Here is a 14,214-nt window from a genome sequence, read left to right as displayed (position 1 = left end):
GCGCAGTTTTGCGAGAATATCCGCCTGAGCGGGAGTGAGGAAAACAGGACATGAAAAGCGATCTTGCCAGAGGACCGTATCCGGCGATTGCAAAAATGGCGTTCGTGCTGATGCTTGCCTTTGCAACAGCGTGGATATCCGGCGGGCCGACACCCGCTCTTGCCAACAAAATCGCCATCATCGTCAATGGTACCGCCATTACGACATATGACATAGACCGACGCGTTAAATTGCTGCGCCTCCAGCGCACACGCGGCAATTTGAAAAAGAAGGCGCAGGAACAGCTGATTGAAGAGGCCATCAAGATGGCAGAGGTAGCGCGGCTGCGCGCCACTGTTTCAGACGCCCGTGTCAATCAGTCCTATGCCCGCTTTGCCAAATCAAACAAAATGTCGACCAAACAGATGTCGCAGATGCTCAGTCAGGCCGGCGTCGGTGCGGATCATTTCAAGGAATTCATCCGGGTACAGATGTCGTGGCCGCGCGTCGTTGACGCCCGGTACAATTCAGGCGGCCGAATGAGCACCGAAGATCTCGTTTCGAATATGCTTGAGCGCGGCGGTGAAAAGCCAACCACGACCGAATATATTCTTCAGCAGATCATATTCGTCGTGCCCAAAGCCAAACGAAATGCGATATTGAACAAGCGCAAACGCGAGGCAGAAGCCATGCGCAAGCGTTTTGTCGACTGCAACACATCGCGGGAGTTCGCGAAGGGGCTGAAGGACGTGTCCGTCCGTGATCTGGGCCGTGTCATGCAACCCGCGCTGCCGCAGGCCTGGAAGCCGCTGGTCGAAAAGACAACCGCAGGAAGGACAACCGGCACAAAGGTAACGGACCGGGGTGTGGAATTCATCGCGGTGTGCTCCTCCAAAGAGGTTTCGGACGATCTTGCAGCCGAGATGGTGTTTCGGTCCGAACGGGCTAAATCGCCCGGCGGCGACAACACCAACAGCGACAAATATTTGAAGGAACTGCGCGAAAAGGCACGCGTAACCTACAAATGATGCGTCGAGCCTAGCGCCATGAGCTCAAGTGCAAATGATGCCGCGCCTGTCGCCCTGACTATGGGGGATCCGGCGGGGATCGGCCTCGATATCACTCTTTGCCTGTGGGAACAGCGGCGATCGCTTTCGCTTCCCCCGTTTTTCCTTCTGGCAAGTCCAGCGCTGCTGGAGGAGCGGGCGCGCGCTCTTAAAATCGATGTGAATATCAAGGAGTGCGACCAGCCCTTCGACCGATCACCGGATGACGAAACGATCCATGTCGTTCCGCTCGACAATCCGGTGTCGGCGGAAACTGGCCGTCCACAGCCCGACAACGCAGCCGCCATCATCGAGGCCATTGAACGGGCAGTCGCACTGACGGTGGAAGGCGCTGCATCGGCTGTCGTTACGAACCCGATCGCAAAGTCAGTGCTCTACGAAGCCGGTTTCGCGTTTCCCGGACATACGGAGTTTCTTGCGGATCTCGCAAAGAAACACATGGGCGAAACGTACCGGCCAATCATGATGCTTGCAGGGCCGAAACTGCGTGCCGTGCCGGTCACCGTTCACATTCCGCTTCGCCAGGTGCCCGAAACACTCACCACCGACCTTATCGTCGACACGGTGTCAATAACGGCTGCGGACCTGCAAAACAGATTTGGGATTTCCGAACCGAGACTGGCGGTATCAGGGCTCAATCCGCACGCTGGCGAATCCGGTACGCTGGGCAGCGAAGACGGTGACATAATTGTGCCCGCCATTTCAGAATTGAAAGCGGCGGGCATCGATGCGTTTGGTCCCCTGCCCGCCGATACCATGTTTCATGACGCCGCCCGCAACGGCTATGACGTGGCGATATGCATGTATCACGATCAGGCGCTTATCCCGGCAAAGGCACTTGGGTTCGATGATACTGTAAACGTGACACTGGGACTTCCCTTCATCCGGACCTCGCCCGATCACGGCACAGCCTTCGACATTGCCGGAAAGGGATTGGCCAGGCCGGACAGCCTGATTGCCGCCATGAAACTTGCCGGCGACCTTGCCGGCAACAGCTATGGCAAGGATCAATCCTGATGGCCGCGATCGACGGACTGCCGCCGCTTCGCGACGTCATTTCCCGACACGGGCTCAATGCGAAGAAATCCCTCGGCCAGAACTTTCTGCTAGACCTGAACCTCACGCAAAAGATTGCCCGGGCAGCCGGCGGCCTTGAAGGGGTCACCGTTCTTGAAGTCGGCCCGGGTCCGGGCGGCCTTACCCGTGCGCTTCTTGCAAACGGCGCTGAAAAGGTGATCGCGGTTGAGCGGGACGAACGCTGCCTGCCTGCTCTCCATGAAATTGCCGATCATTATCAGGGCCGCCTGCAAATTGTGGAAGGTGACGCACTGGATGTGGATTTTTCATCCCTTCTACCGGGAGCGAAGGTGAAAGTCGTTGCCAACCTTCCCTATAATATCGGCACGCCATTGCTTGTCAGCTGGTTGCTGACCGAGCCATGGCCGCCCTATTTCGCCTCGTTGACGCTGATGTTTCAAAAAGAGGTCGCCCAGCGCATCGTCGCAGGGCCCGGCTCGGGTGCCTATGGCCGGCTGAGTGTCCTCGCCGGGTGGCGCATGCAATCTCATATCGCATTCGATGTGCCGCGCCAGGCCTTCACGCCACCGCCCAAGGTTACCTCTTCAGTGGTACACATGACGCCACGCGACAAGCCTGAGGCCTGTGCAGCGTCAGCGCTGGCCCGGGTGACACAGGCGGCTTTCGGTCAGCGACGCAAAATGCTGCGGCAGAGCCTGAAGAGCCTTGGCGGAGAGCGACTGCTTGCCAGTGCCGACATCGATCCGCGGCGGCGGGCCGAAACTCTGACGATCGAAGAATTCTGCCGCCTCGCCCGAAACCTGCCGCAGTAGGTCACATCCCAGCGTGGGGATAAAATCAGCGGTCGCTAGAACGCGTGATTGCGGAAGACGATCTGTTGCAGGGGCAGCATCGCCGCACCAAGCGTTGCAGCATCGCCGCTGATATCGCTCAACAGGAGTTCGGGATAGGGTTTTGTAATCCCGAACCGGTCTTTTTCGGCAGGTCCACAAGCCTCTATCAACAGTTTGCGCAATTCGGCCGGTGCTTCTCCACCAAAGAAGATGGCGTTCGGGTCTAAAATGGACGACAAACCCCTGATTACCAGGTTCAGGTTCGGCCTGACCTCCTCGATCCACTCGGCAACACCGGGCCACTCGGGGTCGAATTCATCCAAAAGCTGCTGAAATGTCAGTTTCAGGCCACGGTCCGACAAACGTTTCTGCAACTCGCCGAGGGCCGGTCTGTGAGGCGCTTCATCATCAAGGAATATGGAGCTGATTTCACCAGCGTTTCCGTGGCCGCCGAAGACCGGCTTTTCATCCCAAATTATGCCGCAGCCGAATCCGAGGTTGAAGGAAAGATACCCGAAGCACCCGTGGCTTTTGCCGCCGCCGCAGTAAAGTTCCGCTATTGCAGCGCTGGTCGCGTTGTTCTCGACGAATGACGCGTATTTCAGATGCTTCTCGAATATCTCGTCAATAGGCACGCGCGCCCAATTGTCGAGTGGAACAGGCGTGGTGAAGCGGTTGCGATGCGTGGTGCGATAGCCTTGCACGGCAACGCCAATGCCGATGAAGCGGCGATCCGCCAGCGGCCCGCTGCCTGCGAGCTCCGATGTCAGATTGGCAAGTTCGGCAAGTGCGGCCTCCCGATCGTTCGGTGCTGCATTCAAGGCACCATCGCATATGGTGCGGCCGGAAAGGTCAACGGCAGTGTATTCAATGATATTCGTGCTCAAGGAGACGCCGATCGATGCGCTTGACGCTGTATCGAGAATGATCTGCGGACTTGGTTTCCCCCGCCCTTTGACGATCGCCTTTTGCGTCGCCAGAAGACGCCGCTGGATCAGGCCGTCAACAATGCGATGCACGGATTGCTGCGACAGGTTCGTATGTGCGGTGATGTCGGCTCGCGAGATGGAACCCTGACGCCTCACAATATTCAGAATCTCGCGTTCGCTGCCGGAAAGAACCAGCCTCTTGGCATTCGCAGAGATATACATATTTTCAAACGCCCCCAATAAAACGACCCGCAACATTCGCCAAGCACCGATATTCATTGCCCATCATCAGTGCCACCGGGTCGAATTCCCATTCGCAGAAGGCAACATTAGCGCCGGTTTGCGTTTATTTCCAAGAACAATTGCTGTTCACTACAGCAATCTGACGTTGAGCCGGCTTCGCTTGGCCGAAACCGGCCAATCCAGATTCGTGCATATTTTCAAGGCCCTTTGCAAAATTCAGGCACCAGCCTCCGATACCGGGGTGTCAATCTGCGGCGCATACAACCAAAAGCTGCTTGACGCATCGCCGACTCTTGCCATATTAATATTACATATTATGAGTAATAATACAAAATGCGATGAAAATTTCGCACCGAGGAGAAGTTCCGGCTGACGCCTGCAAATTCGGCAGCAAGTCAGGAGAGCATAAGGGGAGGAATCTTGGGCACGGTTGAAGTCAATGGGCTGCAGATGCGTTTTGGAGATTTTCTCGCGCTGCCCGATATATCCGTCAGTGTGGACGAAGGTGAATTCGTCACGCTTCTTGGGCCATCCGGTTGCGGCAAGACAACCCTGCTGAAGCTGATTTCCGGTTTCCTGACCCCCACCGCGGGCTCGATCTACATTGGCGGCACGGATGTGACCAATGTTCCGCCCGAGACCCGAGATACGGCTATGTGCTTTCAGTCCTATGCGCTGTTTCCGCACCTTACCGTTCGTGAAAATCTTGAATTCGGGCTGAAGCAGAAACGGGTTGCCGCCGCTGAGCGCAGCGAACGGCTGGAGCGTGTCGCCGAGCAACTCAAGCTGGGCATTCAAATGGACAAACTGCCGAACCAGCTTTCCGGCGGCCAGCAGCAGCGCGTCGCCCTGGGCCGTGCACTGATCATGCGCCCGACCGTGATCCTGTTCGACGAACCCCTGTCAAATCTCGATGCCAAACTGCGCGACACAGTGCGGATGGAGATTCGCAGAATACAGAAAGACTACAAGCTTACCGCAATTTACGTCACCCACGACCAGTCGGAGGCGCTGGCGCTATCAGACCGCGTGATGATCATGAATGGCGGCAGGATCGAGCAGATCGCCTCGCCCGAAGAGCTCTACTGGTCGCCAAAGACAAGCTTTGTTGCCGATTTCATCGGCGGTGCGAATGTGCTCGACGCAGAAGTCATTGGCGAGCGCGAGCAAAACCACTGGGTGCTCTCGACCCCACTGGGCGAACTGGTCGCTGCCAGCAAGCAAAAACCGCAGGCCAAGCAAATCAAGATCTGCTGGCGTCCTGAAATGGTTGAGCTTGGCGGAAACGGCCCCAACCGCATTGAAACCGACGTGGCCGAACGATCCTTCCAGGGCAGCTTCACCGACCTCTTTTTCAACACCTCAGAACAGACCTTCCGGGTCCAGCTCCCGGAGCCGACAGCAAAGTCGGGCGAGACAGTCGCCTTTTCGATCCGGCCGCAAGACATCGTCATGCTTGAGGCGAACACATGACCTGGCGTCGCTGGATCCAGGTTCTCCTGCTTCTAACCCCGGGACTGGGGCTGATCGTCGCGCTGATAGGCACGGTTGTCTACATCGCTGTTGTCCAATCCTTCGGCCTCTACAACCTCAGTGGCGAAAGTGCCTGGAGCGTTGAACACTGGGGCAAGATGTTTGACCGCAGAGCCTATCAGCGCGCCGTCGGATATTCACTTTACATTGGCATATTCAGCGCACTCTTTTCTGTCGCGCTTGCCTATCCCCTCGCCCTTTGGCTCAGAAAGCCCTTCGCGGGATCGGTCGCCATCGGAGCGATCCTGAAAGCACCTTTGCTGGTTCACGGGCTTGTAGCCGCTTTCCTCTTCATCAACGTCATCGCCTATCACGGCGTCCTCAACCAGTTCATGCAATGGCTTGGAATCTGGGAAGGACCACGCCGGCTGCAGAATGATTCCAACGCATTCGGGGTGCTCATCCTGCAGACCTGGAAAAACATGCCGTTTGCGCTGCTCATTCTGACGGGTGCGGTTCAGGGGATCAGCGATGATGTGCTGGACGCCGCACGCGACCTTGGAGCCGGTTCTATGCAGCGGTTCCGCAAAGTCATCGCACCCTTGACGATCTCGGCCATGCAGGCGGCACTGGTCATTATCTTCATCGGCGCCGTCGCCGACTTCTCCTTCCAGGTCATAGCCGGGCCCACGAACAGGCAGTCCATGGCTCAGCTCATGGTCTTCTTCAAGTCGGGCAGCCGCTGGCACGATGCGGCGGTCGTCGGCGTGACACTGATGGTCATCGCCCTTGCCGGCTCCGCTCTTCTGGCACTTGCGGCACGCTTTCTTCTCAGCGGGAGGCGGCTGCGATGAACCGGGCATTGCTTAACAGGTTTCTGATCTACCTTCTGATAACCGTTTGTACGTTGTGGCTTGTCATTCCTTTTACCATGGCCGTTTTGTGGTCGCTGGTCGATCCCGCAGAACCGTGGACCGCCGACAAGCTGATGCCTCCGGTCATGTCGTTTTTCCGCTGGCAAAACATGTGGGAAAACTCATCGCTGAAATCGGCTCTGCTCAACTCCTACACCCTGGCACCCAGTGCCGCGGTTTTTACGCTGCTTTTGGCACTTCCGACATCCTTCGCACTCGGGCGCATCGACTTTCCCGGAAGAGAAGTGGCGAAAATCATCGCATTGCTGCCGCTGGTCGTGCCGCCTTTCGTTACGGCCATCTTCTTTACTTCCCTGCTCTTTTCAATCGGTCTTCATGCCTGGCGTTTCGGCGCCATTCTGTTTGCGCACAGCGTGCTGTTTCTGCCGTTCGCAATCCGGATCATGACCGTCAGTTTTGAGCAGGTTCGGCAGGACCACATCGATGCGGCGCGTGATCTTAGCGCGTCGGCATTTGCACGGTGGCGCGTCGCATACCTCCCCGCGCTGAAGCCAGGCATCCTGGCTTCCCTGCTGATCGTTTTTATCCAGTCTATCGAAGAATTCGCCATCGCCTTTATCGTCGGTTCGCCGGATTTCGTGACCATCCCTACCCTTCTTTTCGGGTCACTGGGTCAGGATTTCGTGCGGCCCAACGCGGCGGTGCTGTCCCTGATTCTTGTCGTCCCCAATGTCGTCCTCATGCTGTTTTTGGAAAAACTCCTGCGATCGGCCAATCCAAGCATGAGCTCCGGCAAGGGCATGGCGTGAATATCAAATCAACGGAGGAATAATTTCATGCTGAAAAAGCTCATTCTCGCATCGGCCGCCCTTTTGGCTTCGGCATCGCTGTCAATGGCGGGCGATCTGAAGGAGATGTCCTGGGACGAAATCGTCGCCCAGGCGAAACAGGAAGGTCAGATCAACTGGTACGTCTGGTACCTGCAGGATGACCTGCGTAATGCTGTAAAACCCTTTGAGGAAGAATACGGCATAAAAGTATCAATCCCCGAAGGCACCAATGACGGCAACCAGGACAAGCTGCTTGCCGAAAAAGACCGCGATGTCGGCGATATCGACGTCATGGCGCTTGGCTACGATGCCATGGCAAACAAGGATATGGAGTCTCTGTTTGTGGACCTTTCATCGATCTTGCCCAAGGATGAAGACCGCGTAGCCAGCCTGGTCGGTGTCGATCCGAAAGGCCGCGCCCTTGCCTACTGGGGAAACCAGACGGGGATTGCTTATGATCCGTCCAAGGTGGACGAGAGTTCACTGCCGCAAACACCTGAAGAGTTTGCCGCCTTCTGGGCTTCCAATCCCGGCAAGTTCGGCTTCAATTTCGAAAAGGGCGGATCCGGCCCGTCATTCCACAGCAACGTCATGCGAACGCTTTCCGAAGCCGACTTCTCCTCGCCGGAGAGTTCGCCTGAGAAGCTGGCCAAATTGCAACCCGGCATCGATTTCTTCAACGAGCACGCCGAAAACTACGTTGTCACCGCCTCCAACGCGGACAGCATCATCCGCGTGAGCGATGGTGAGTTGTGGATGGTTCCCGCCTGGGAAGATCATCTGGCCGGCCTGCAAAAGCGCGGTGAAGTTCGCAAGGACATCAAATTTTATATTCCTGCAATGGGAATGAGCGGTGGCGGCAACGGTGTTGCTATTCCAAAAAATGCCCGCCACCCGGCCGCGGCACTGGTATTCACCAACTGGTTGACTTCGGCCAAGACTCAAAGTGCCTTCAACCGCGACTTTGGGACCGCACCGATGCATGCCAAGGCCGACGATTCCAACGCCTTGGTGTCGAACGAACAGCGCGCCAACCGGGTGAACCCGGCACAGGACCCGTTTTATAAGGACCTGAAGGACCATTTCATTGAATATGTCATTTTGAACCGCTGATAACGTACGAAACGCACCGGCCCCATCAGGGGCTGGTGCTCCAATGCCATTCGGCATCCCGTCGCAACGTGTGAGCAGGTGACCGGGATTTAACAGAACCTGCGCTGCGGGTTTCGGACCGCTATACCCAAGCAACAATCAAGGACCCCTAATGCCACCGAGTAACCCAATTGTGGACGCGCCGCTTCTTGCCCACCGGGGCGCCTCATTATACGCACCTGAAAACACCCTGCAGGCCGTCGAACTTGCTGCCAAGATGGGTGCGAAATGGATCGAAACCGACGTTCAGGTGACAGCGGACAATGAGCTGGTCGTCATCCATGATCTTGAGTTGGAGCGCACGACGAATGGAGCCGGATTTGTCGCCTTGCACACGCTCGAACAAATCAGGGCGCTTGATGCCGGGAGCTGGTTTGGCAACAAGATCAGCGGATATCAGGTTCCGACGCTGCAGGAGTTCGTTGCCTGCATAGTCGACAACGATCTCAATCTCCAGCTCGAACTCAAGGAACTGCCGGGGCGTGAAAACGACATCGCGGACCGGGTGTGTTCGGAGATTGCCGACATCTGGCCATTCGAGCGCCGGAAACTCTTTCTCTCCGGCTTTTCTGAACGCTGCCTGAAGCGGGTAGCGCGGAATTTGCCTGACGTGCCGAGGGCTATTGCACTGCTATGCATTCCGGAAGACCCCGATGCCTACGCCGCGGAGACCGGAGCGCAAATAATTCATGTCCAGGACAAGTTTGTCGACGAGGAGGCGCTTCGAACCATCCGCGCCTCTTCCATGGAATTCGGCGTTGCCACCGTCAACGACCCCGAACGGGCGAAATATCTGCTCAATTCGGGCGTCACCTCGATTCTGACGGACGATCCGCTGCTGCTGGAGCAGGACGGCGTTGAAACCAGGCTACGGGCCCTAGCCCACCAGCAATAGCGCGTTTATCAGATGACACTTGAGCTGGAATCTCGGCGCATTGCCGCGGTAAAGATCGTCAAACTCGCCGGTGAGCGGGCAAAGGCGTTGTTTGAGCAGCGCGGCAGGTTTTTAGCCGAATGCAAGGCAGCCGGCGAATTCGTCTCCGAAGCCGATCGCGAAATCGAAGACCTGATAAGAGAGGAAATAAACCGGGAACTTCCGGGTGAAAACATTGTGGGCGAAGAAAGAGGCGGATCACCAGACGGGGACTTTTGGTGTGTCGACCCGATAGACGGCACTTCCAATTTTCTTTGCGGTTTACCGCTATGGGGAGTTTCAGTCGCCTATTGCAGGTCCGGAACGCCTATTGCGGGAGCTGTGTTTCTCCCCGTCCTTGATACACTGCTGTCGGCAGCCAGTGGTTCCGGCGCTCATCTGAACGGTACGGCCCTTCGGTCAAAGACGAGCGCGCCGGTTCCGACGGTGGCCATCGGCATCAACAACAACTGGAACAAAGGCGCCATCCGATCCGTCGAGGATGCATTGCTCGAAAACCAATTCGAAATCGTTCGCTACCGCTGCGCAGTCGCGGGGCTGGCATTTGCGGCACTCGGGCGACTTGACGGTTATCTCGAATGCGGTCTCAATCTTTGGGACGCGGCAGCCGGCTCACTTATCTGCAGTGAGGTCGGGCTTGTTTCGCGGTTGGAAAACACCGGGACCAACGGCAAAATCGCCGTTCTGGCGGGCACACAGCAGCTGCAAAGCGCTATCGGCAGCCTGACCGGTTTCGAATAACCGGCCGGCTATTGAAGATCCTCATCCAGAAGGCCGGATACGAAATCAAACAATCCGGGCCGCCGATCGCGCCTCAGACGCTCGGCAACGACGATTGAACGTACCGCTGAATAGGCGCGGTCCAGATCGTCATTGATGACGACATAGTCGTAGTCGCGCCAGTGCTGCATTTCCTCGCGCGAATTGGCAAGGCGCATTTCAATGGCTTCTTCGTTGTCCTCGGCGCGCCTGTGCAGGCGTGATTTCAACTCGGCCAACGATGGCGGCAGGATAAACACGGAAACCACGTCCGCCGGCATTTTCTCCTGCAGTTGAAGCGCACCCTGCCAGTCGATATCGAAAAGCATGTCCTGGCCTTCGGCCATACTCTGCTCCGCGGCCTCACGCGGTGTTCCGTAATAATTCCCGTGCACCTCCGCCCATTCCAGCAGAGCGTCCGAGTCACGCAGCCTCTGGAATTCGGCGTCCGAAAGGAAATTATAGTGGACGCCGTCTATTTCGCTGCCGCGCCGTTTGCGTGTCGTCACGCTAACGGAAAGATTGAAGTCCTCATCATTTTCCAGAAGATTGCGCGCTATCGTGGATTTCCCGGCACCGGAAGGTGAAGACAGGACCAGCATCAGCCCGCGGCGCTTGATATTCGAAGATGGCATGTCGCCCGATTGCATCCCTTATTCCAAATTCTGGATCTGTTCGCGAAACTGATCGATGAGAACCTTCAGATCCAGCCCGACTGCGGTGACGGAAGACGCATTGGATTTGGAACAGATTGTATTTGATTCCCGGTTGAACTCCTGTGCCAGAAAGTCCAGCCGGCGCCCGACGACGCCGCCATCAGCCACCAGGGCCCTACAGGCATCGACATGCGCAAACAGGCGATCGATTTCCTCCCTGATGTCCGCCTTCGAAGCCAAAATGGCGGCTTCCATATGAAGACGTCCTTCATCGAGCTCCACACCCGTATCGAGGAGCATTTTAACCTGTGCGGAAAGCCTTGCCACGATATTCTCGGGTTCTGTTGAAGGATCAGAATCCGCCTTTTTGGCCATGGCTTCGATCCCATCGATCTGAGCGCTGATGAATTCAGCTATTTTCGTTCCCTCGGCCTTACGCATCTCGGCCATTGCCCCGATAGCCTCGTCAAGTCCATCCATGACAGCCGATCGTTCCAGTCGTGCGGTTTCCTCATCCAGTTGCGGCTCGTTGAATTCAAGCACACCACGAATATTCAACAGGCCATCGATTCGCGGCGGCTCTGCATCGACGCTGTCTTGCAATTGCTTGGCCAGATCGACGACTGCGTCGAGCACGTCCTGGTTTACGGTTGCCTCAGCACGCTTTTCATCCCTGGAAACAGAAAGTGTTGCCTGGATGTTTCCCCTGGAAAAACGGTCGGAAAGTGCCTTTTTGATGTCCGGTTCGAGCTGTTCGAAACCAGCCGGCACGCGAATGCGGATGTCCAGACCCCGCCCGTTTACGGAACGCAGTTCCCACGTCCATTGCAGTGAGCCTGCTGTTCCCTCCTTGTGGGCAAAGCCGGTCATCGATTGTAGCGTCATGCAGTACCTTTCGCGCGGCCGAAATCCGTCCGCTACCGGTTATTGATCGGCAGCCTTTTCCTTCTGCTTGGCCCGGTCTGCCTCTATCTTGCGCCATCTGCGGACATTGGCGTTGTGCTGTTCCAGCGTTTCGGCAAAAACATGACCGCCTGTTCCGTCGGCTACGAAAAACACATTGTTCGTTTTCGACGGCTCGGCCACCGCTTCGAGCGCGGCACGGCCCGGATTGGCGATCGGGGTCGGCGGCAAACCATCAATTTTGTAGGTGTTGTAGGGCGTCGGCTTGTCCAGGTCGGAACGATAGATCGGCCGGTCCGAGGGCTTACCCTTGCCGCCGAAGAGCCCGTATATGATCGTCGGATCAGATTGCAGCCGCATGCCACGCTCAAGCCGGTTCAAGAACACCGAGGCAACCAGGGTGCGTTCATCGGCCCGTCCGGTTTCCTTTTCCACAATCGACGCCAGAATGACCAGTTCTTCCTTCGACTTGATCGGCAATCCGGGATCTCGCTGCGCCCAGATCTGGTTGACAAGCGCGTTCTGCGAGGCGCGCATCTGGTCGACGATCTCTTCCCGGCTGGTGCCGCGCGTAAACCTGTAGGTCTCCGGCCGCAACGTTCCTTCAGCGGGAAGTTCTTCCGGCAAATCTCCGGTCAATTCACCGTTGGATGCGAGACGTTCGAAAATCTGCTCGACTGTGAGCCCTTCAGCGATGGTGACCGAGTAAAGAACCGACTTGCCCGAACGCAACAGGTCCATCACATCGCGCATCGATGCGCCGGCCTTGATCTCGTATTCGCCGGCTTTCAGAGAATCGCCAGGCATATAGGCCCTGACACCCGACTTGAAGATGAAGGCGTTGGAGATCACCTGCCGGCGTTCCAGCAGTTTGGCAATTTCATTCAGGCTCGTGCCCTGTTGAATGCGCACATTGGCGCTGCGTTCCAGCGGGCCGTTTTCGTCGAACTTGATCTTGCCGAAATAGACGGCGCCGGCGGCGGCGAGCGTCAGAAATACGACAAATGACATGACGAAGTTCAAAAAAACGACGAACTGGCTGCGTGCACGCTCCGACCGCTTGGGCGGCTGCGGGGCTTCTTCCGGCTTCAAGGCCTGGCTTGCAGATTGAGGAATGATCGGGCCTGCGGACCTCGTACGTCCGAAACTTTCCTGATCACCAGATATATTGCCGTCGCTCACAATCCATCCTCTATTTCCGGAATCACTGTTGCATTACAGTCTCACTATGAACATGAATATGGCAACAGAAGGCAGTCCGGATCAGAACTGCGTCATTTTATCCCTCATACCGCCGCAATACCAGTGAAGCATTTGTACCGCCAAATCCAAAGGAATTGGACAGGGCGACGTTGATTTCGCGCCTGCGCGCAACCTTGGGCACGAGGTCGATTGGGGTTTCAACTGATGGGTTGTCCAGGTTCAGCGTCGGCGGCGCAATATTGTCGCGAATCGCCAAAGTGGCAAAAATCGCCTCAACCGCGCCAGCTGCACCCAAAAGGTGGCCGATTGCGGATTTGGTGGAGGACATTGAAATCGACGGGGCGGCATCGCCTACCAGCCGTTCAACCGCACCGAGCTCGATCGTATCAGCCATTGTCGAAGTGCCGTGGGCGTTGATGTAGTTGATGTCAGCGGCGCTGATATTAGCCCGTTTCATGGCCGACTGCATGCAGCGATAGGCGCCTTCGCCATCTTCCGACGGTGCGGTGATGTGGTAGGCGTCGCCGGAAAGACCGTAGCCGATGACCTCGGCGTAAATCTTCGCACCACGTGCCTTGGCATGTTCAAGCTCCTCAAGCACGACGACACCGGCACCCTCGCCCATGACAAAACCGTCGCGGGCCTCGTCATACGGGCGCGAGGCGCTTTTGGGATCGTCATTGTAGGAGGTCGACAGCGCCTTGCAGGCTGCAAAGCCGGCCATGGCAATTCGGCAGATGGGCGATTCGGTGCCGCCCGCGACCATGACATCGGCATCGCCGAGGGAAATTAGCCGGCTGGCGTCGCCGATTGCGTGGGCGCCGGTCGAGCAGGCTGTCACAACTGAGTGGTTCGGTCCGCGCAGCTTGTGCCGTATCGAAACCTGACCGGCAGCAAGATTGATAAGACGGCCGGGGATAAAGAACGGCGATACACGCCTTGGCCCGCGCTCCCTCAGGGTGTCTCCCGCATCGATGATGCCCTGCAGTCCGCCAATTCCGGAGCCGATCAGCACACCCGTTGCTATCTGGTCCTCATCGCTTTCAGGTTTCCAGCCGGCATCAGCCAGCGCATGATCTGCCGCGGCAATCGCATAACATATAAACGGATCGACCTTGCGTTGCTCCTTGGGCTCCATATAGGCGTCGGGGTTGTAGGTTCCGCCGCTGCCATCTCCGACCGGAATACGGCAGGCAATTTTCGCCGCCAGATCTTCCGTTTCGAATTCCTGGATTCTCGCTGCCGCGTTTTCGCCCGCCAACAGCCTTTCCCATGTCACCTCGGTGCCGTCACCGAGAGGAGAAACCATGCCGGTTCCCGTGATTACAACCCGCCTCATG

Annotated in this window: 14 protein-coding genes; 9 read left to right on the top strand and 5 right to left on the bottom strand. The window is 57.0% G+C overall.

Annotated features, from left to right (window positions below; all coding sequences use genetic code 11):
• Nucleotides 1–110 precede the first annotated feature (110 nt).
• From ABVT35_RS07105 to rsmA, 3 genes are read left to right on the top strand one after another with little or no spacing between them, the layout of a single operon-like run.
• Nucleotides 111–1,007 carry a SurA N-terminal domain-containing protein gene (locus ABVT35_RS07105; protein ID WP_368466291.1) on the top strand — a complete coding sequence of 299 codons (897 nt, stop codon included), beginning with the start codon at nucleotides 111–113 and terminating at the stop codon, nucleotides 1,005–1,007.
• Nucleotides 1,008–1,025: 18 nt separating this feature from the next.
• On the top strand, nucleotides 1,026–2,063 hold the full coding sequence (gene pdxA / locus ABVT35_RS07100; RefSeq protein WP_368465583.1) for a 4-hydroxythreonine-4-phosphate dehydrogenase PdxA: 1,038 nt from the start codon (nucleotides 1,026–1,028) through the stop codon (nucleotides 2,061–2,063).
• Nucleotides 2,063–2,896, top strand: a complete 834-nt coding sequence (rsmA, locus tag ABVT35_RS07095; protein ID WP_368465582.1) for a 16S rRNA (adenine(1518)-N(6)/adenine(1519)-N(6))-dimethyltransferase RsmA — start codon at nucleotides 2,063–2,065, stop codon at nucleotides 2,894–2,896. Before pdxA ends, rsmA begins: the two co-directional genes overlap by 1 nt.
• A 35-nt stretch (nucleotides 2,897–2,931) precedes the next feature.
• Here the strand turns inward: rsmA and ABVT35_RS07090 are convergent, their stop codons facing one another.
• On the bottom strand, nucleotides 2,932–4,068 hold the full coding sequence (locus ABVT35_RS07090) for an ROK family transcriptional regulator (RefSeq protein ID WP_368465581.1): 1,137 nt from the start codon (nucleotides 4,066–4,068) through the stop codon (nucleotides 2,932–2,934).
• A gap of 441 nt (nucleotides 4,069–4,509) precedes the next feature.
• Between ABVT35_RS07090 and ABVT35_RS07085 the strand changes: the two genes are divergently transcribed.
• The 6 genes from ABVT35_RS07085 (at nucleotide 4,510) to ABVT35_RS07060 (ending at nucleotide 10,094) form a co-directional block, all read left to right on the top strand.
• Nucleotides 4,510–5,562 (top strand): ABC transporter ATP-binding protein, encoded by a 1,053-nt coding sequence (locus ABVT35_RS07085; protein ID WP_368465580.1) that lies wholly within the window; start codon nucleotides 4,510–4,512, stop codon nucleotides 5,560–5,562.
• On the top strand, nucleotides 5,559–6,416 hold the full coding sequence (locus ABVT35_RS07080) for an ABC transporter permease (protein WP_368465579.1): 858 nt from the start codon (nucleotides 5,559–5,561) through the stop codon (nucleotides 6,414–6,416). Before ABVT35_RS07085 ends, ABVT35_RS07080 begins: the two co-directional genes overlap by 4 nt.
• A complete protein-coding gene (locus ABVT35_RS07075) occupies nucleotides 6,413–7,246 on the top strand; it encodes an ABC transporter permease (protein ID WP_368465578.1) in 834 nt (277 codons plus the stop codon). The genes ABVT35_RS07080 and ABVT35_RS07075 overlap by 4 nt, the downstream gene beginning before the upstream one ends.
• A gap of 27 nt (nucleotides 7,247–7,273) precedes the next feature.
• Complete coding sequence (locus ABVT35_RS07070; protein ID WP_368465577.1) at nucleotides 7,274–8,380, top strand: extracellular solute-binding protein; 1,107 nt, start codon at nucleotides 7,274–7,276, stop codon at nucleotides 8,378–8,380.
• 151 nt (nucleotides 8,381–8,531) lie between these two features.
• Nucleotides 8,532–9,314, top strand: a complete 783-nt coding sequence (locus tag ABVT35_RS07065; protein WP_368465576.1) for a glycerophosphodiester phosphodiesterase family protein — start codon at nucleotides 8,532–8,534, stop codon at nucleotides 9,312–9,314.
• Nucleotides 9,315–9,326: 12 nt separating this feature from the next.
• Entirely contained in the window at nucleotides 9,327–10,094 is a 768-nt protein-coding gene (locus tag ABVT35_RS07060) for an inositol monophosphatase (protein ID WP_368465575.1), read from the top strand.
• Nucleotides 10,095–10,102: 8 nt separating this feature from the next.
• On the opposite strand, the gene gmk is transcribed toward ABVT35_RS07060, so the two are convergent.
• The 4 genes from gmk to fabF all read right to left on the bottom strand — a co-directional run bounded on the left by gmk (nucleotide 10,103) and on the right by fabF (nucleotide 14,213).
• Nucleotides 10,103–10,762, bottom strand: a complete 660-nt coding sequence (gene gmk / locus ABVT35_RS07055; protein WP_368465574.1) for a guanylate kinase — start codon at nucleotides 10,760–10,762, stop codon at nucleotides 10,103–10,105.
• Between the two features lie 3 nt (nucleotides 10,763–10,765).
• Nucleotides 10,766–11,653: a YicC/YloC family endoribonuclease gene (locus ABVT35_RS07050; RefSeq protein WP_368465573.1), complete on the bottom strand. Its 888-nt coding sequence runs from the start codon at nucleotides 11,651–11,653 to the stop codon at nucleotides 10,766–10,768.
• 39 nt (nucleotides 11,654–11,692) lie between these two features.
• On the bottom strand, nucleotides 11,693–12,853 hold the full coding sequence (gene mltG / locus ABVT35_RS07045) for an endolytic transglycosylase MltG (protein ID WP_368465572.1): 1,161 nt from the start codon (nucleotides 12,851–12,853) through the stop codon (nucleotides 11,693–11,695).
• Nucleotides 12,854–12,950: 97 nt separating this feature from the next.
• On the bottom strand, nucleotides 12,951–14,213 hold the full coding sequence (fabF, locus tag ABVT35_RS07040; RefSeq protein ID WP_368465571.1) for a beta-ketoacyl-ACP synthase II: 1,263 nt from the start codon (nucleotides 14,211–14,213) through the stop codon (nucleotides 12,951–12,953).
• Nucleotide 14,214 lies beyond the last annotated feature (1 nt).

This window comes from Hoeflea sp. TYP-13 (genome assembly GCF_040932035.1).
GTDB lineage: Bacteria > Pseudomonadota > Alphaproteobacteria > Rhizobiales > Rhizobiaceae > Hoeflea_A.
This window is presented reverse-complemented; position numbering and strand designations above follow the sequence as displayed.

Excerpts from the sequence above, each read along its gene's own strand:
- ABVT35_RS07105 (WP_368466291.1), top strand. The coding sequence starts at position 111 with ATGCTTGCCTTTGCAACAGCGTGGATATCCGGCGGGCCGACACCCGCT.
- pdxA (WP_368465583.1), top strand. The coding sequence starts at position 1,026 with ATGAGCTCAAGTGCAAATGATGCCGCGCCTGTCGCCCTGACTATGGGG.
- ABVT35_RS07080 (WP_368465579.1), top strand. The coding sequence starts at position 5,559 with ATGACCTGGCGTCGCTGGATCCAGGTTCTCCTGCTTCTAACCCCGGGA.
- ABVT35_RS07065 (WP_368465576.1), top strand. The coding sequence starts at position 8,532 with ATGCCACCGAGTAACCCAATTGTGGACGCGCCGCTTCTTGCCCACCGG.
- fabF (WP_368465571.1), bottom strand. The coding sequence starts at position 14,213 with ATGAGGCGGGTTGTAATCACGGGAACCGGCATGGTTTCTCCTCTCGGT.
- ABVT35_RS07060 (WP_368465575.1), top strand. The coding sequence starts at position 9,327 with ATGACACTTGAGCTGGAATCTCGGCGCATTGCCGCGGTAAAGATCGTC.
- ABVT35_RS07050 (WP_368465573.1), bottom strand. The coding sequence starts at position 11,653 with ATGACGCTACAATCGATGACCGGCTTTGCCCACAAGGAGGGAACAGCA.
- gmk (WP_368465574.1), bottom strand. The coding sequence starts at position 10,762 with ATGCAATCGGGCGACATGCCATCTTCGAATATCAAGCGCCGCGGGCTG.
- ABVT35_RS07090 (WP_368465581.1), bottom strand. The coding sequence starts at position 4,068 with ATGTATATCTCTGCGAATGCCAAGAGGCTGGTTCTTTCCGGCAGCGAA.
- ABVT35_RS07070 (WP_368465577.1), top strand. The coding sequence starts at position 7,274 with ATGCTGAAAAAGCTCATTCTCGCATCGGCCGCCCTTTTGGCTTCGGCA.
- rsmA (WP_368465582.1), top strand. The coding sequence starts at position 2,063 with ATGGCCGCGATCGACGGACTGCCGCCGCTTCGCGACGTCATTTCCCGA.
- ABVT35_RS07075 (WP_368465578.1), top strand. The coding sequence starts at position 6,413 with ATGAACCGGGCATTGCTTAACAGGTTTCTGATCTACCTTCTGATAACC.